The 16,972-nt window shown below is 71.1% G+C and carries 17 protein-coding genes; 9 read left to right on the forward strand and 8 right to left on the reverse strand.

What is annotated here, in order from left to right:
- The first annotated feature begins 343 nt into the window (after positions 1-343).
- Together TsocGM_RS05680 and TsocGM_RS05685 are read left to right on the forward strand one after the other, a co-directional pair.
- Entirely contained in the window at positions 344-1,099 is a 756-nt protein-coding gene (locus TsocGM_RS05680; RefSeq protein ID WP_315850367.1) for a HipA family kinase, read from the forward strand.
- Positions 1,100-1,112: 13 nt separating this feature from the next.
- On the forward strand, positions 1,113-1,916 hold the full coding sequence (locus TsocGM_RS05685; protein ID WP_158633390.1) for a DUF3037 domain-containing protein: 804 nt from the start codon (positions 1,113-1,115) through the stop codon (positions 1,914-1,916).
- A gap of 65 nt (positions 1,917-1,981) precedes the next feature.
- Here TsocGM_RS05685 and TsocGM_RS05690 read toward each other — a convergent pair whose 3' ends face one another.
- Positions 1,982-2,320, reverse strand: a complete 339-nt coding sequence (locus TsocGM_RS05690) for a hypothetical protein (RefSeq protein ID WP_126724338.1) — start codon at positions 2,318-2,320, stop codon at positions 1,982-1,984.
- Positions 2,317-2,454, reverse strand: a complete 138-nt coding sequence (locus TsocGM_RS25830; RefSeq protein WP_158633391.1) for a hypothetical protein — start codon at positions 2,452-2,454, stop codon at positions 2,317-2,319. The genes TsocGM_RS05690 and TsocGM_RS25830 overlap by 4 nt, the downstream gene beginning before the upstream one ends.
- A gap of 220 nt (positions 2,455-2,674) precedes the next feature.
- On the opposite strand from TsocGM_RS25830, the gene TsocGM_RS25835 reads away from it, so the two are divergent.
- From TsocGM_RS25835 to TsocGM_RS05710, 5 genes are all read left to right on the forward strand, one after another.
- Positions 2,675-2,833, forward strand: coding sequence for a hypothetical protein (locus tag TsocGM_RS25835; protein WP_158633392.1), 159 nt, complete (start codon positions 2,675-2,677; stop codon positions 2,831-2,833).
- Positions 2,834-2,916: 83 nt separating this feature from the next.
- Positions 2,917-4,041: a phosphatidylinositol-specific phospholipase C1-like protein gene (locus tag TsocGM_RS05695; RefSeq protein WP_126724339.1), complete on the forward strand. Its 1,125-nt coding sequence runs from the start codon at positions 2,917-2,919 to the stop codon at positions 4,039-4,041.
- Positions 4,038-4,991 (forward strand): NAD(+)/NADH kinase, encoded by a 954-nt coding sequence (locus TsocGM_RS05700; RefSeq protein ID WP_233578397.1) that lies wholly within the window; start codon positions 4,038-4,040, stop codon positions 4,989-4,991. The genes TsocGM_RS05695 and TsocGM_RS05700 overlap by 4 nt, the downstream gene beginning before the upstream one ends.
- A gap of 201 nt (positions 4,992-5,192) precedes the next feature.
- Complete coding sequence (locus TsocGM_RS25840) at positions 5,193-5,555, forward strand: hypothetical protein (RefSeq protein ID WP_158633393.1); 363 nt, start codon at positions 5,193-5,195, stop codon at positions 5,553-5,555.
- 194 nt (positions 5,556-5,749) lie between these two features.
- Positions 5,750-6,172 carry a secondary thiamine-phosphate synthase enzyme YjbQ gene (locus TsocGM_RS05710; RefSeq protein ID WP_126724340.1) on the forward strand — a complete coding sequence of 141 codons (423 nt, stop codon included), beginning with the start codon at positions 5,750-5,752 and terminating at the stop codon, positions 6,170-6,172.
- Positions 6,173-6,276: 104 nt separating this feature from the next.
- Here TsocGM_RS05710 and TsocGM_RS05715 read toward each other — a convergent pair whose 3' ends face one another.
- From TsocGM_RS05715 to TsocGM_RS05735, 4 genes are all read right to left on the reverse strand, one after another.
- Positions 6,277-7,059 (reverse strand): hypothetical protein, encoded by a 783-nt coding sequence (locus TsocGM_RS05715; protein WP_126724341.1) that lies wholly within the window; start codon positions 7,057-7,059, stop codon positions 6,277-6,279.
- 320 nt (positions 7,060-7,379) lie between these two features.
- Positions 7,380-7,598 (reverse strand): hypothetical protein, encoded by a 219-nt coding sequence (locus TsocGM_RS05720; RefSeq protein ID WP_126724342.1) that lies wholly within the window; start codon positions 7,596-7,598, stop codon positions 7,380-7,382.
- A 379-nt stretch (positions 7,599-7,977) separates the two neighbouring features.
- On the reverse strand, positions 7,978-9,561 hold the full coding sequence (locus TsocGM_RS05725; RefSeq protein WP_158633394.1) for an extracellular solute-binding protein: 1,584 nt from the start codon (positions 9,559-9,561) through the stop codon (positions 7,978-7,980).
- Between the two features lie 32 nt (positions 9,562-9,593).
- Positions 9,594-10,685: a class I SAM-dependent methyltransferase gene (locus tag TsocGM_RS05735; RefSeq protein ID WP_126724344.1), complete on the reverse strand. Its 1,092-nt coding sequence runs from the start codon at positions 10,683-10,685 to the stop codon at positions 9,594-9,596.
- A 242-nt stretch (positions 10,686-10,927) separates the two neighbouring features.
- Between TsocGM_RS05735 and TsocGM_RS05740 the strand changes: the two genes are divergently transcribed.
- A complete protein-coding gene (locus TsocGM_RS05740; RefSeq protein ID WP_126724345.1) occupies positions 10,928-11,932 on the forward strand; it encodes a zinc-binding dehydrogenase in 1,005 nt (334 codons plus the stop codon).
- A 203-nt stretch (positions 11,933-12,135) separates the two neighbouring features.
- Here TsocGM_RS05740 and TsocGM_RS05745 read toward each other — a convergent pair whose 3' ends face one another.
- Entirely contained in the window at positions 12,136-13,122 is a 987-nt protein-coding gene (locus tag TsocGM_RS05745; RefSeq protein WP_126724346.1) for a sugar phosphate isomerase/epimerase family protein, read from the reverse strand.
- 153 nt (positions 13,123-13,275) lie between these two features.
- Positions 13,276-14,001, reverse strand: a complete 726-nt coding sequence (locus TsocGM_RS05750; protein WP_126724347.1) for a metal-dependent hydrolase — start codon at positions 13,999-14,001, stop codon at positions 13,276-13,278.
- A gap of 262 nt (positions 14,002-14,263) precedes the next feature.
- Between TsocGM_RS05750 and TsocGM_RS05755 the strand changes: the two genes are divergently transcribed.
- A complete protein-coding gene (locus TsocGM_RS05755) occupies positions 14,264-16,942 on the forward strand; it encodes a multicopper oxidase domain-containing protein (RefSeq protein ID WP_126724348.1) in 2,679 nt (892 codons plus the stop codon).
- The last annotated feature ends 30 nt before the right edge of the window (positions 16,943-16,972 follow it).

The raw sequence follows: 16,972 nt of genomic DNA on the forward strand, positions 1-16,972 counted from the left end.
CCCCCCCCCCGCCGGCCTGACGACCTCCCCCCTTCCCGATCCCCCCCTGAAGGCCAAACTCCCCCCTCCCCCTCGCGATCCCTTCACCCGGATCCCGCCCATTCCCAATCCTGTTGACAACGGCCCGTCAATTCGGGGACGTCCTCCGTCCGCCTTCGATCGCACCGCCCCCGATCGCCCCCGACTGCTCGTTGGCAATCCGACCGACCTCCAGGATCGAGAGCTACACCCTCAGCCGGGAAGCCGGATCGTTGACTTGATGGCAACGGGCGAGCGATGTTTACTAGAAGGTTGCGAACGTTGTTCGTGGACGCGGAGTCGGAGTCCCCGGACGATACCGACCATGAAGTCCGAGGAATGGGCGACTTTGATCCAAGAGGCCAGCGCCCAGGTGCCGATTGTTGTCAAAGCGCTGACGTACCGACGGTCCTGGGATTCCGCATGTCGCCCGGTGCAACTCAGTTGCGATGATGGGCACGATTATGTCGTGAAGGGGTCCCAGGTCGGTCGATCGGCCTTCAACGATCAGGTGGTCGGTCGAATTGCCCGGGCTCTCGGTGCCCCTGTCGCCGACGTCGGCCTGGTGGAGGTCGTACCGGAGCTGATCCAGATCAATCGCGACATGATGCACATGGCACCGGGGCTGGCCCACGGGAGCAAGTTCATCCCCGACTGTACCGAATGCCTCTGGTTCCAGTACGTCGACTTGCCGGAGAACCGCTCGCGGTTCGCGTTGCTCTCGGTCCTGTACGGGTGGATGGTCAGCGCGGAGAAGCAGTTCTTCTACGCGACGAATCCCCCAAACGTGGTGTACTCGTTCGATCATGACGCGTTCTTCCCAGGAGGACCCGCTTGGTCGGCCGAAAGCCTCGCCTCGGCCTTGGCCTCGTATCCCGACGTGGACGACGTGATCGTGACTCAGTGCGGGTTGAGGCGTAAGGAGCTCTGTGGCGCGGTGGGCTTCTTGCAGCGGATCACGCCCCAGATCATCGCGTCCGCCATTGGAGCGGTGCCAACAGGCTGGGGATCGGTAAGCGATGACGAGCGGGTCTCCCTGGCACAGTACCTCTGGGAGCGCTGTCAGACCATGCGGTCTTGACGGCGACACGATCATGGCCGCCTTCTACACCGTCATCCAGTTCGTCCCCGACCCGGTCGCGGACGAGCGCGTCAACGCCGGCGTCATCGTCTTCGACGGCGAGAGGGTCCGCGCACGCTTCATCGAGAACTGGGGGCGGTTGCAGCGCTTCGGCAACAAGGACGTCGGCTTCCTGAGGAACTTCGCCCGTGAGTTCCTCGACCGTTGCCAGGACAGCGTTCCTGAGGGTCGCGTCACCGAGCAGACCATCCGGGACATGGCCTCGACGTGGAGTAGCTTGATTCAACTGACGCCCCCTCGGGGATCGCTGCTCGACCTCGATGCCCTGCTCAGGGACGCAGAGGATCGATTCCTGGCGAACGACCGGCGCACGGGGACGCGGCCCTTCACGAAGCACCACATGAAGAAGTTCGCCATTGAGGCCGCGCGACTGGCGTTCGTCCAGAGAGGCGGTCCCGAGGCGCGGCGCCTCGTTAGGCGTGATTTCGCGATCACCGGGGAGGTCGAGGAGCACCCCTTCTCTCTCGCCATCGCCAACGGCAGGCCCTTCGTCGCTGCTGAGGTCTTTTCCTTCGTCGGTGCCGACGTCAAGAGCCAGGAGAAGGACGTGAGGGCAACCGCCTGGGCTTTCGACGACGTCCGCAAGCGCCACCGAGACATGGCGCTCGCCGCCCTGGTCCTACGCGGCGAGGAGCCGACTCCTGCATTCGAGGACGCCCAGAAGGTCTTTGGCAGTCTGGACGTTGAGGTTGTCTTGAAGGATTCCGTCGATGAGTGGGCGGACAGGGTCGCCGGCCGCGTTCTCAAAGAGGTCTGATACGGGCAGTCGCCTTCTCACTTCGAGAACATCCCCATCTGGTCGGCCGGGGGCGATGACTTCTTCTATCGAGGGGCCCTCTTGCCCCGCCCTCCGGCGGCGGCACCGCCCATGCGCTCCTGCTCAGCGCGCCAGCGGTTGAGTTCGAGCAGGCGGGCGAGAACTTCGTCGCGGACGTCGTCGGGCCAGCGGGAGCGCCAGGGCTTCCTGCGGCGCCGGCGGCCGGTCGGTTCCTCGTCCTCCTCGGAGTCGAGCAGGAGCTCGTAGGCGGCCGACGCGGCGAGGTCGTGCCAGCCGATGGCTTCGAGGACGGCTGTGTCCATTTTGGAATGCAGCTCGCGGAGCTTGAGGACCTCGGGCGAGTGTTCCTCGGGGCCGTGGAATCGGTTGTAGGGCCTGGTCATGCCCTGTTCTTGTGGATCATCAACTCGGCACGGAAGTCGTCGTCTGTCTGGCCGTCGGCTTCGAGCGTCGGGCTCGTCTCGCCGTGTGACGGGAAGGGGAAGGTCTCGAAGCAGTCGGAGGGGGGGTAACGCATTTCGTCCTTCATCCACGTCGCAAAGAAGCGTGACGTGCGCCCGAGCAAGACTCCCTGTTCTCTGTTCTCGTGCACCTGACCAACATATTCTTTTGTTCAATTATGAGAGATTGCCGTCGCGGTCAGCGGACTGCGACACTCCCCGAAACGAGGACGTCGCCTGGGGGGGCGTGCCGGATCGGGCCGTCGAGGTCGGCAGACCGACCGGGCCGAGGGCCTGATGGAGAAGGTCGAGCACTGCTTCGAGGCCGGCGTCGGCCTCGTCTGGGTCGTCGACCCGAGGAGGCGGATCGGGCTCGTCTTCGAGGGGTTCGACCGCCCGGCCGCCGACCCGTCCTGTTCTCGACAGCGCGCCCGCCCCTGCTCGGGGCGATTATAATGTGCGGGCCCGATCGCCGGGGCCGGGGGGACCGGGGCCGGGCGATCGGCGAGACCGACCGATCCCCGAGTCCGGAGCCCGCCATGATCCCCGCGCCGCTGGTGTTGCCCCTGACGCTCGCGATCCTCTCCCCGGCCGACGACGGCCCCGATCCCGCCCTCGGCGACACCCTGCGCATCAACCAGCTCCAGGTCATCGGCACCCACAATTCGTACCACCTCGCCCCCCTGCCGGCCGTCAGGGCGCTGATCGACGCCGCCAGCCCGGGGAGGGCCGAGGGGCTCGACTACTCCCACCCGCCTCTGGCCGAGCAGTTCGGCCGGTTGCGGATCCGGCAAATCGAGCTCGACGTCTTCGCCGACCCCGACGGCGGCCTCTTCGCCAGGCCGATGGCCAGGCACTCCCTCATCGCCCTCGGCAAGGATCCCGGCCCCGACCCGAACGCGGGAGGAGTGCTCGACGCCCCCGGCCCGAAGGTGCTGCACGTCCCGGACATCGACTACCGCACCACCGCCCCCACCCTGGCCGACGCCCTCCGCCAGGTCCGGGACTGGTCCGAGGCCCACCCCGATCACGTCCCCATCCTCATCCTCGTCGAGCTGAAGGACGGCCCCATCCCCGGCCTCACCCCGCCGAGGCCGATCGACGACGACGCGATCGAGGCCGTCGAGCAGGTCATCCGCTCCGCCTTCGATTCTGATCACCTGATCACCCCCGACTCCGTCCGGGGCGACGCCGAAACGCTCCGAGACGCGATCCGATCCCGAGGCTGGCCCCTCCTGGCCGACTCCCGGGGCAAGATCCTGCTGGCCCTGGACAACACCGACGCGATCCGAAACCGCTACCTCGACGGCCACCCCTCCCTCTCCGGCCGCCTCATGCTCGCCGACGCCGGCTCGGCCGACCACCCGGCCGCCTCCTGGTTCAAACGGAACGACCCGATCGGGCAGTTCGACGAGATCCGGGAGCTCGTCCGTCTCGGCTTCCTCGTCCGCACCCGGGCCGACGCCGACACCCGGCAGGCCCGGTCGGGGGACACCTCCCGTCGGGATCGGGCCCTCGCCAGCGGCGCCCAGTATGTCAGCACCGACTACCCCGAGCCCGACCCCCGCTTCAGCGACTACCGAGTCGCCCTCCCCGGTGGGGCCGAGGCCCGCGTCAACCCCGTCTCCGGCCCGGTCGCCGTCGGCGACGACCGCCCCCGATGACCGCCCGAGCCGCCCCCCCCCCCCCCCCCCCCCCCCGAGAACTCGCCATGCCCCCCGCCTCCCGGACCGAGTCGACCGTCCCCCTGCGGATCGCCGTGCTCGGCAACGGCACCAAGCCGGAGGTCGTCGCCGAGGCCAGCCGGCTCGCGACGGCGATCGGAAGGCGGCCTGGCCTGGTGCTCACCGGCGTCGACCTCGGCGACGACTCCGACCTCACCTCCCTAGAGGCCGACGTCGCCCTCGTGCTCGGCGGCGACGGCACCGTCCTGCACACCGCCCGGCGCATGGGAGACTGCCCCATCCCCGTGCTCGGGGTCAACCTCGGCCGCCTCGGCTTCCTGGCCGACCTCGCCCCCGCCGATTTCCTCGGCCGCCTGGACGACCTCTGCACCCGCCGCTTCACAATCGACAACCTCATGACGCTCGATTGCACCATCCGGAGCCCCGACGGCCGGTCGACCACCTACCGAGGGCTCAACGACGTGGTGCTCCGGGCGGCTCCGCCGTTCCACCTGATCGAGCTGGGGCTTCGGATCGACGGCGAGAGCGTGATCAATTACCGGGGGGATGGCCTGATCCTGGCCACTCCGGTCGGCTCGACCGGCCACAGCCTCTCGGCCGGCGGCCCGATCCTGCCGCCGGACGCCCAGATGTTCGTCGTCACCCCGATCTGCGCTCACACGCTGACCCAGCGTCCCTTGATCGACGCGGCGCACAAGTGGTACGAGGTCATCCCCCGCCAGTCCGAGCGGCAGGCCATCACGGCCGTCGTCGACGGCCAGATCCAGCAGCCGATCACCCCCGGCGACCGCGTGGCCGTCCGCCGCGGCGAGTCTCCGTTTCCCATGGTCCGCCTGCCCGGCCACTCCTTCTACCGGACCCTCCGCAACAAGCTCGGCTGGGGGGCCGACCCGGCGCTGGACCGCCGCTCCGGCGCCGGCCCGGGGTGAGGAGGGCGGGCCATGCCGGAAAACGCCCAACGCCAGGGGACGGGATTTGCGTACCGGTTGATGGCCAGCGGGGCCGAGGCCGAACGGCCCGACGCCCCGACGACCGCCCGGAGGCCCGGTGCCCGGCACCGCCCGGGGGCCCCGGCGGTCTCCCCGCGTCCGACCCGGACGCGACTGGACCTGCCCAGGAGTCGCACCACGATGTCTGACCTGCTCAAGCGCCTCGGCCTGCTGACCAGCCTCGCCGCCTGCCTCGCCCTCGCCGGCGTCGGCTGCGGCGGCGAGCCCGACGACATCAACGACGGTACCGGCGAGAGCCTCGAGCTCCCCGAGTCCTCCCCCGACGCGCTCCCCCCGACCGACCTGGAGCCCGAGGGCGGCATGATGATGGAAGGCCCCGAGGCCACCGAGCCGGCCCCCGAGCCCGAGCCCGCCCCGGTCGAGCCCGCCCCCGAGCCCGAGCCCGCCCCCGAGCCCGAGCCCGCCCCCGAGGAGCCCGCCCCCGAGGAGCCCGCCCCGGTCGAGCCCGAGCCCGCCGAGCCCGGCACCGAGCAGCAGCCCTGACCCTTCAGGACGGCTCCCGACCAGGTCCAAGCCCCCGCGCCCTCGAACCCGGCCCATCGGCCCGGTTCGGGGATCCGGGGGCTCGGATCCGACACCCTCCCCCCCGGCCGACCGCCGGGGGCCCGTCACAACCAATCCAGGCCCCGAGCCCCGAACCCCGAGCCCCGAGCCCCGAGCCCCGAGCCCCGAGCCGAATGGTCCACTCCGAGTCGTTCACGATCCCGACCCGAGGCCGGGGGACGGTCGAGCTCACCGACCGGGTCCAGCAGGCCGTCGCCTCGTCCGGCGTCGGCGTCGGCCTGTGCTCGGTGTTCGTCCACCACACAAGCGCCTCGCTGATCATCTGCGAGAACGCCGATCCGAGCGTCCGCTCCGACCTGGAGCGCTACTTCGCCCGCCTCGTCCCCGACGGCGACCCCCTCTTCCGGCACACGCTCGAAGGCCCCGACGACATGCCGGCCCACGTCCGATCGATTCTCACCCAGGCGTCGCTCTCGGTCCCCGTCTCCGGCGGCCGCTGCGACCTCGGCACCTGGCAGGGCCTCTTCCTCTGGGAGCACCGCGCCGACGGTCACCGCCGACGCATCACCGTCACCGTCGTCGGCGACGCCCCCTGAGCCGTCCTCCCCAACGCAAGGCACCCGGGGCGGCGAGCCGACCCGGATGCCTTGCGGATCCCGGCGCGGCGCCTTGAATCAACATCAAGGCGCATCCTCATCGATCAAGAGCCTTGTGCGCCGACGGGATCCGCCTTCGCCTCGGCGGCCTCGCAGCAGTCGCCGCACCCATCACCACAGCAGTCGCCGCACCCGTCACCACAGCAGTCGCCGCACCCATTACCAAAGCAGCCGCCGCACCCATCACCACAGCAGTCGCCGCACCCGTCACCACAGCAGTCGCCGCACCCATTACCACAGCAGCCGCCGCACCCGTCACCACAGCAGTCGCCGCACCCGTCACCACAGCAGTCGCCGCACCCGTCACCACAGCAGGTGGCGCACTCGTCACCGCAGCAGGTGGCACACTCGGCGCCGCGGCAAGCGCCGTTACCGATTGCCTTCGACGACGACGCCTTCACCGTCGAGCAGGAGGCACAGGCCGAGGCGACGGTGGTCGAGACGGCAATGGTCGGCGAGGCGCTGCCGGAGGCGACCCGGAGGACGACCACCTTCGCCTCCGAGCAGCAGGCCGGAGCGGCCGGGGCCGCGGCGACCTTGACTCCCGAGGAGCAGGGCGACTCGGCCGCGATTGTCGGGGCCGCCGTCGCCTCGGCGCCCCCCTCGGCGGCCGGGGCCGCGTCGGCGGCGCCGCACACCCCGGCCGAGGGGGCCGAGACGGTCTCGACCCGGGCCTCGGCGGCGCAGCACGCCTTCTCGACAGCCTCGGCCGTCTTCTCCTCCGAGCGGCAGGCGGCCCCGCCGCCCGGGTCCGAGGGGGCAGCGAAGGCGAGGGCACAGGCGCACAGCCAGGCGGCTGGCGCAACGGCGAACATCAGGCGATTCATCGCTCGATCCTCCGAACAGAACACTGGATCTCAGGGACACGCGATTCCGGTCACGGCGGGCATCGCGCGGTCGTCAACCGCGGACGGGGAGCGGGCCGACCCGGCGGCCCGGCGGGCACGAGGCCCGGACTCAAGCCGGCGCCGGCTTGAGTCCGGGTACGCCCCGCGAGCGGTCCGTCGGCGAGGGCTCACCGCAACCCCGTCGATCCGATCGTCAGCCGTCCTCGAGCTTCGGGATCCCTCGTCGTGAGGACGCGGACGGCGATCGGAAGCCCGGGGATCCGGGCCGACCTGTCAGGCGACAGCCGGGGGGATCGCCGCTAATTCCGGAGTCGCACGGTCTGGAGATACAGCGGGAGCTTCGAAGGGGCCGGCCGATCGCGGCCGGCAAGGACCAGCAAGGCGGCTCGGACCGACGGGGAACGGCCCAGCCCGATCAGTTCGGCAACGCGGGCCTTGGCCTTGGCCCGGGTCTCCCCGAGCCGGAGCGAGCGATCGGCGACCGCCTGCGACTCCCCGGGGGCGCAACAGCAGGACACGATCCTCGATCGGCAGGAGGAGTGCGGCCCCATGCCGTCCGGTGTCGGCTCCTTAGGCCGATCCGAGAGGACCGGCCGAGGAGACTCGTCCTGGCAGCAGCGACGAGGGGATCGCGGGGAACTCGCAGAGGATCCGGCGAGGCCGCTGGAGGACTCCGCCTCCCGCATCGCGCAGCCTTCGGCGCCAGGGCCGACAGGGGCGCACATCCCGAGCAGCACGCCCAGGACGACCCCCACCCGGCATCGGCGTCGCTTCGCCATCACACTGAGTCCGGAAATGCCTGATGCCTCCGGCGTCCGCTTCCATCAGGATCATAGATGAGCCCGGATCGGGCGTCAATCACGATCGGCCCCGGAGGCGGACGACTTCATCCCGGTCTTACGACGGAGGAGCGCCGGAGGTTCGCGAAGATCGATCGGGAGGGGAAATTGGGTCGGGAGCGGGAGGCCGGACGCTCGCCTCCGATGGGGAGAGGGCAGGACGGCCGGGGTGGATCCGCCCCAGGAACGCATCGAGGATCGCGTCGACCTCCTCGTCCCCGGCGATCAGGCTGCGGAGCGCCTGGGAGAGGGCCCGCTCCCGGTCCGGCCACAAGGGATCGGCCGGCCGGAGGACGGCCGAGGCGAGGGCGATCGAGGAGGCGCGGCGGAGCCCGTCGGGCAGCCCGTCGAAGGCGTCTTGCCGCACGGGGATCCAGTGAAGCCAGCCGGCCAGCTCCCGCTGCGTGCGGGCCTCGACCAGCAGGGAGGCGAGCCGGCGGGCCAGCTCGGGGTTCGGGGCCTCGACGGGAATCGCCAGCACGTCTCCCCCGAGCACGTGGAACCGCTGCCAGCCCGGGTAGACGGCCGGCAGGCGCCTCCGATCGCCGGGCTCCCGGGCCCAGGGGCGATCGCCCGAGGTCCAGTTGCAGGCGAGGTCCACCTCCTCGCAGTCGAGCAGGTCGCGGACCCGGTCGAACCCGGCGTCGATCGACTCGGGGTGCAGCAGCGGCTTCAGCGATCGGAGGGCGTGGAACGGCCCGGCGAGCGCGGCCCGGTTCCAGGCCCTCGGGTCGGTGCCGATCACCTCGCAGAGCGTGGTGGCCGCCGGCTTCCCCGCTCCGGCCTGCAGAACAACGCGGGGGGCCCGGTACTCCAGGCGGAGCCGGCGCGCGACCTCGACCAGCTCCTCCAGGTCGGCCGGCGGACTGCGGCGCAGCGCTCCCCGGAACGGCCGGTCGTCGAAGTAGCCCAGCCGCACGCCGACCCGAAGCGGAGCGAACCGGGCCGGGCCGCCGCCGGGGGCGGTCAAGCGGTGGAGGGGGGGGAGCAGGGTCGGCGGGGGGGCCCACTCGGGCCCGAGATCCTGCACCAGCCCGGCGGCGTCCATCGCGCCGACAAGGTCGTTGTCGCAGGCGATCAGGTCCCACTGCACCCGGCCTCGCCCGACCATCCGAGAAAGCCGCTCGAACTGCTGCCCCGAGTCGATCGGCCGCAGGACAATGCGCGCCCCCAGCCTCGGCTCCAGCGACCGGATCAGGTCGTTGAAGGCGATCAGCTCGTCGTCGGCCAGGTCGACGGCCAGCACCACCCGATCGCTCGGCCCCCGGCGGTCGAGCAGCAACTGGAGGCAGACCAGGAACAGCAGGCCCGCCAGCGCCGGCCAGAGCACGTCGCCGACACGGTGGCCAATCTCCCGGACGCGATCCGGCCCCAGGCGCACGAACAGCATCAGCCCCGAGGCCATCGCCAGCGCCAGCACCAGCGCCGCGGCCGACCAGCCCGACACCCCGCGCGCCGCCGCCACGCTCGTCGCCACCAGGAAGAACGCCGCCGACGCCGTCGGCCAGCCGAACCGGCCAACATAACGCCGGGCCGCGTCCGGGTCGACCCGCCGCCAGACCAGCACCAGCAGGCTGACCACCCCCGTCCCGATCAACCCCGAGGCGACGTCGAACATCATCGATGAGAAAACGTCAAACATGCCTTTGATTCTCGGGGATCTCTCCCTCCGGGTCAAGTTCCGGCCGCCCCGGCGCGGCGGGCGATCGTCTCGCCGTGGCCGGCAAGGCGGGCGGACGGGCGGTCGTCGATCGGCTCCAGGCCGCAGTGACCCATCAGGCGATGCAGACCCGATTTTAAGAAGAGATGCAGATGCCTGGCCTCCCGCCACATCGCGTCCCGGGCCCCCAGCGCCCGGGCCCAGGCCCCCTCCCGGTTCGGGGTCGACACCCAGACGAGGCCGCCGGGCTCCAGCAGCCGGGAGACGACGAGCAGGCCAAGCCTCGGATCGGGCAGGTGCTCGAGCAGGCCTCCCAGCAGCACCACGTCGAAGCGGCGGGCGCCGAAGGGAAACGAGAGCAGGTCGCCGAGAAGAAACTCGGCGCCGAAGGAGCGGATGCTCGGCTCGAAGGCCGGGTTGACCTCCAGCGCCGAGACCTCGAAGCCCAGTTCCACCGCGGCGCCGGCCATCACTCCGGGGCCGGCCCCCGCGTCGAGCAGCCGGGGACCAGGGCGATGCTCCCGAAGCCGGAGAACGACCTCCGAGGCGAGCCGAAGCGTCTCGAAGCCCCACGAGGCCAAAAGCGGCGGCGGCGGCTCGGCCAGGGCGGCGGCGATCGCCCCGGCCGAGGGCCTCGGGTCGGCCATCGCGTGCCCGCAGCCCAGGCAGCGGACCCAGCGGCGCACCGGGTCAATCGCCAGCGGCGCGGCCTCGCTCGCCAGGCAGTTGACCACGCGCATCGGCTCTCGGTCGCGCCCGCCGCACACCGGGCAGACAGCGGCGGGCTCGACGCCGTAAAAGCGGGCGGTCACGGCCAGGCGGTGCGGCGCCCCGGCGGGGGCGATCCGGGAGGCCAGGCACGGGTCGGCGACCACAGCCAGCCGGTGCAGCCGCATCGCCTCCTCGAAGTCCCCAAGGGCGTCGGCGATCGTCCCCAGGCGATAGGCCATCAACCCGGGGAGATATCCCTCGTCGAGCAATCGCCGATAGGTCGCCTCCGCCTCGGCGATGGCCCCCGAGGCCAGCGCCCGGTCGGCTCCCGCCAGCGCTTCGACGGCGCCGGGAGGATCCGGCACGATCGGAGCCGGGCCCGACTCGGCGGCCATGCGCGCCCTCCCCCTCCCGGATCGGCTCGGACTGAATCGGCCCGGATCGGCTGAAGGCCGGCGAGCCCTGGGACGTCTGCTGGGACGATAGCAGGGAATCGGCGCAAGGGCCACCGTGGAAGCCCGGCCCGGGCCACCCGCGGGCGGATGCTTGTGCCGAACCGAAGGATCGGCGTAGGCTGGAACTTCCGGCCCGATTCGGCGATCGGGCTGCCCTTGACCCACCGTCGGGAGGCCGCACGATGAAGGCGATCGTCCTGCGCGAGATCGGCTCGCTCGATCACTTCCGCCTGGAGGACGTGCCGGATCCGGACGCCGGACCGGGTGAAGTCGTGGTGAGACTGAGGGCCGCGGCGCTGAACCATCGGGATCTCTGGATTTCCAGGAACAAGTACCCCGGCGTGCGGCTGCCCGCCATCCTCGGCTCCGACGGCGCCGGCCAGGTGGCGGCGCTGGGCGAGGGGGTCGAGGGGCTGAGGGTGGGCCAGGACGTGGTCATCAACCCGTCGCTCGACTGGGGGCCGGACGAACGCGCCCAGGGGGAGCGCTTCCGCATCCTCGGCATGCCCGACCAGGGGACGTTCGCCGAGCTGATCGCCGTGCCGGCGGCCAACGTCCTGCCCAAGCCGGTCGGCATGAACTTCGAGGAGGCCGCCGCCCTGCCGCTGGCCGGTCTGACGGCCTACCGCGCCGTCGTCACCAAGGCGAGGATCCAGCCAGGCGAGGTCGTGCTCGTCACTGGCATCGGCGCCGGCACGGCGACGCTCGCCCTGCAACTGGCCCGGGCGCTGGGGGCCCGCGTCTTCGTCACCTCGGGAGACGATTCCAAGCTCCAGCGCGCCCGGGCCCTCGGCGCCGAGGGGGGCGTGAACTACAAGGACCCCGACTGGCCGAAGACGCTCCGAGACCTGGCCGGCCCGCCCGACGCGGTGATCGACAGCGCCGGCGGCGAGAGCTTCGCCCGGGCCGTCGACCTGCTCCGGCCCGGCGGCCGGCTCGTCACCTTCGGCGCCACCACCGGCCCGGTGCCGTCGTTCGACCTGTTTAAGCTCTTCTGGAAGCAGTTGCAACTGCTCGGCACCACGATGGGCACCTCGGCGGAGTTCGCCGCGCTGCTGGAACTGGTCGAAGACCGCGGCATCCGCCCCGTCGTCGACCGCACCTTCCCGATGGCCGAGGTCGTCTCGGCCCTGCGGCGGATGGAAGAGGCCGGCCAGTTCGGCAAGATCGTCCTGAAGATCGACTGACCCCCCTCCGCCCGAGGCTCCCGGTCGATCGCAGCCCCCACCCCCATGACGGACGCCCCTCTGCCCCGCCCGACGCCGAATCGCCCCGACGTCTCGAACGCGACCGCTCGGCCAAGAGCGCGGTCGCACACCGTTGACCGTTGATGCCCGCCGAGACGGCGACGGCTGGGCCTACGCTCCAGCCCTCCCGCCGCCGTCGGCGATCACGCCTCGGCCCCGGTCGCCCGCTTCATCTTCCGGAGCCCCTCTCGGGCGACGGCCAGCGGGTCTCGACTCCAGTAGTCTCGGTTGAACAGCTCGAGCGAGAAGGTGCCGTCGAAGCCGATGGCATCGAGGATCGTCATCAGCTCTCCCAGGGGGGCGACCCCATCGCCGGGGAAGACGCGATCGGCGTCGGTGATCGTCTCGCGAGGGGGGTCGGCCGGGTAGTCGTTGAGGTGGAAGACCTGGATGGAGGCGCCGTTGAGGTGGCGGAGGCCGGCCAGGCGGTTGCCTCCCTTATACAGGTGGTAGACGTCGGGCAGGATGCAGGCGTCGGCCCGGCCGCTCTCGACGGCGACATACGCCACCTCTCCCAGCCGATTGAACGTCTGGGAGAAGCCCCAGACCTCCAGTTGCGGGGTGACGCCAAACTCGGCGCCGAGTTCCAGCAGCCGGGCGTAGCGCTCGGCCAGCGTGGCCAGGTCGCCGTACTTGCGGTCGGTCAGGCCGACGGGAGGAGCGGCCAGGCGGGTGCCTCCCAGCTCGGCAAGCATGCTCATAGTCCGCTTCGCCTCCTCCAGCCCGGCGGCGCGCTCGTCGTCGTCATCGACGGCCCAGCGGGCGAAGCCGATGGCGCTGGGCACGGCCAGGCCGGCGTCCCGGATCCGGGAGGCGAGGTCGCGGAGCGAACCGCCCTGCTCGACATAGCGGTCGATGTCCCGGATCCAGGGCTCGATCGCGTCGTACCCGGCCTCGGCCGCGATCCGGATCTGATCGACCACACCGACCTGGGAGTCCGCTCCCCGAATCGTGCTCGTGTTCAGGCAGTACCTCGGGGGAGACGGCGGCCTCGCCGGCCGGACCGGCCGGGCCGCCGCCGGGGACGGCGCGAGGGCCGAGCCGGCCAGCACGGCCGAGGCCCCTCGGATCAGGTCGCGTCGGGAGACGGCCCGGGGCGCCTTCGGCCCCGCCTCGTCACGTCCAATCATCGGGATTGGCCCTTTCTGCGCAGCAACCGAAGGAAGTCGCCGGGGGCCGCCGACGGCGTGCCCGCCGGAGCCCCCCGGAATCGAGAAGCGATCGACCCCGAGGCGATCGGCCCGATCGGGCCTCCCCGGCCGACGCTCTTGCCGGCCGGCCGCTCAGGAGAACGTCCCTCCCGGCTCGGTGACGAGCACCTCGGTCGAGAGGCCCAGGTCCTTCACGTGCGACCGGAACCGCTCCGGAGTGCCGGTCAGCGGCGGGAAGGTGCCGTAGTGGCACGGGATCGCCGCCTTCACGCCCAGCAGGCGGCAGGCGACCGCGGCGGCCTTCGGGTCCATCGTGAAGCGGTCGCCGATGGGGAGAATCGCGGCGTCCGGCTCGTACAGCTCTCGGATCAGCGCCATGTCGCCGAACAAGGAGGTGTCGCCGGCGAGATACAGCGTGAAGCCGGTTGAGAAGGTCACCACATAGCCGGCCGGCTCGCCGAGGGAGACGATCGAGCCGTCGGACTCGGTCCACGACGAGGAGTGCCTCGCGTCGGTCATCGTCAGCGAGACGGCCGGCGAGTTCAGGTGAACCGTTCCTCCTTTGTTCATGCCCATGAGCTTGTCGCCGTCGATCCCCTTGATGCCCAGCCAGCTCGTCAGGTCGTAAATGCCGACGATCGGCCCCGAACACCTCGACGCCGCCGAGAAAACGTCGGCCAGGTGATCGGCGTGGCCGTGGGTGATGGCGATCGCGTCGCAGCTCACATCGTGGAACGACTTCGGGCACTTCGGGTTGTTCGCCAGGAACGGGTCGACCAGCAGCGTCGGCCCCTCGGGGGAAGCGATCAGGAACGTCGAGTGGCCCAGCCAGGTGATGCGGACGCCCTTGAAGTCCATCGGTCGATGCTCCTCACGCTCAACAGCCCGGCGCCGGCGGCCGATCGGGCCCCGCCGGCCCTCCCCGGCCAGTGTCCCGCACCGCCGGCCGACCGTCTACCCCGAGGCCCCGCCATCTTCCCCCGATCGCCACCGGCCGAAGGACAATCGGGAGCCGACCCGCGTTTTTCCCGCCAGCAGATAGACGCCATGTTAAAGTCAGGTTATCCATACTTTGGCGGCAGCTCTCCGACCAATCCCCAGCCAACGGAACCTTGCGTCCATGAACGAGACGAGCCTCTTCCAGGTGGCCCGGTCGCGACGGCGACGGCCAGGCGCCCGATCCGCTTCCCGGGCCCGGCCGGCGGTTCTGGCGCTGGAGCCGAGACACGTGCTGGCGATCTTCGTCCCCTCGGCCTCCGACGGCCCGCTGCACGAGGCGCCGGTGATCCGCAGTGTCGACGGCGTGCTCCGCGCCGACGTGACGATCCTCCGCGCCGGCGAGCCGGGCTCGGGGCAGCCGGTCCTCTCGGGAGGCATGCCGATCTATTCCAAGCCGGTCCCGCCCGACTACGCCCCCCCCGCGGCGCTGAACTTCGCGGCCGGCTACCAGTTCACCACCGCCGACGGCACCGTGCTGCCCGCCCAGTTCCCCGGCCCGACCCTGCGGATGGAGCCTGGAGACACGCTCGACCTGACCCTGCGCAACGACCTCGACGGCGCCTCCGACGACCCGCCGCCCTACCCCGTCGCCTACACGACCAACTACCACACGCACGGCTTCCTCGTCAGCCCGCTCGGCAACGGTGACAACGTCTACCGCGCCATGCTGCCCGACGGCACCTTCCAGACCCGGATCGAGCTGCCCGAGACCCAGCAGCACGGCATCAACTGGTACCACACCCACCAGCACGGCTCGACCGCCGACCAGGTCTACGGCGGCCTCGCCGGCCTGATCCAGGTGGGCGACCCGCTCGACCCCTTCCCCCAGTACCGGGGCCAGTTCGACGAGCGCCTCTTCGCCCTCACCCTGGGCAACGTCACCGTCGACCCCGCCACCGGCGACCGCACCCCCGACGATGTCAATTACATCAACAACGGCTCGCCCCCCTACCCCCAAAACTGGCAGAAGCGGGTCAACGGCCAGTTCAACCCGACCTTCACCCTCCGCCCCGGAGAGACGGAGGTCTGGACCTTCGCCTCGATCGGCCGCACCGGCTTCTACAACCTCGGCGTCGTCGACGCCAACGGCGAAAACCCCTGGCAGGGGACGGTCATCGCCCACGACGGCAACAGCCGAGACCTCGTCCCCCGCGCCGTGACCCTCTCGCCTCCGGAGCCGTACCTCGTCGAGGGCCTCACCTTCGTGGCCCCCGGCGCCCGGCTGACGATGGCCGTGACGGCCCCGACCGAACCGGGCACGTACTACATCGTCGACAACATGGCGCCGAACATCCAGCCGCTCGACCAGTTCTTCGCCCTGGCGACGATCGTGGTCGCGGGAGAACCGGTCGACGAGCCGCCGCCGGTCTTCGAGCCGGTCGGCACAATCCCGGAGGTCTACTCGGCCGAGCCGGACCAGCGCCGCGAGTTCGTCTTTCACTCCGGAGGCGGCAACTTCACCATCAACGGCTTCGCCTTCCCCGACTCGCCGATCGTCACCATCCAGGCCGGCCAGGTCGAGGAGTGGACCCTCAAGAACACCTCCAACGTCGACCACCCGTTCCACATCCACCAGAACGACTTCGCCGTCATCTCCATCAACGGCCAGCCGGTCGACACCGCGACCGACTCCGAGGGGACCTACCCCTACGTCTCGCTGCGAGACACGATCACCATCCCCGCCCAGGGGGAGGTGGTCATCCGCTGGCGGGTGCAGCCGCATTTTGGCAAGTATGTCTTTCACTGCCATATCCTGACGCATGAAGACGCCGGCATGATGATGGGCGTGCTCGCCGTCTTCGGCCCGGCGCAGCGCCGGATCGCCATTGGGGCCGGGCTTGGCCAAGGGGGAGGCGTGCTCGTGCAGGACGGCGACGGCAACCCCATCGGCCGAGTCGATCCCCTGCCGCCATCGTGGCGGGGGGGCGTGGCGACGGCCGTGGGCGACCTGAACGGCGACCTCGTCGACGACATCGTGGCCGCTCCCGCTCGCCGGGGGTCGGCCGGCTTCGTCACCCTCTACGACGGGACGACCCTGGAGCGGATCGGACGCTTCCGGCCCTTCCCCGAGAGCCCCCTGGCCGGCGTGAGCCTGGCCGTCGGCGACATCGACCACGACGGCCTCCCCGAGATCATCGCCGGCCGCGTCGCGCCGGGCCGCAGCCTGGTCCGCATCTTCCGACCCGACGGCTCTCTCGTCCGCGAGCTGGCCGGCGTCCTGCCCGGCTTCTTCCCCGACGGCGTGACCGTGGCCAGCACCGACTACAACGGCGACAACTACGACGACCTCGCCGTCGGCGCCGGCCGGTTCCGGGAGCCGCTGGTGGTCGGGCTCGACGGCTTCACGATCGGCGTGGCGCACGGCATGCCGCCGCAGGAGCTCTTCTCCTTCACCGCCCCCGGCGGTCGCTGGGCCGGCGTGCAGGTCTCCGGCGGCTACCTCGACCCGACCACCCGCCCCGGCCTGCTCTCGAACCTGATCACCACGCCGCTGGTCGGCCCCCAGGCCGGCGTCGTCTCGGTCTGGAACGTCGAGCCGAGCCTGACCATGGTCCACGGCTCGCCGAACGCGCACTCGGTGGTGCCCCTCGGCGGGCACGACCCGTCGGAGGTTTCCCCTCCCGAGCTGCTCACGCAGTTCGCCCCCCTGCGGCGCCGGATCCTCGGCGGCCTGCTGCTCCAGTTCAACCGCCTCGGCCAGGACGGCAGCGCCGTCGTCGTCTCCTGGCGAGACGCCCACCGGCCCGTCTACACGACGATCGACGACGAGGGCACTCCCGTGCCCATCTCCCCGTCCTGACCTGACGGCGGCCTCGGCCCCTCCCCTCCC

Source organism: Tautonia sociabilis (genome assembly GCF_003977685.1).
Classification (GTDB): domain Bacteria; phylum Planctomycetota; class Planctomycetia; order Isosphaerales; family Isosphaeraceae; genus Tautonia; species Tautonia sociabilis.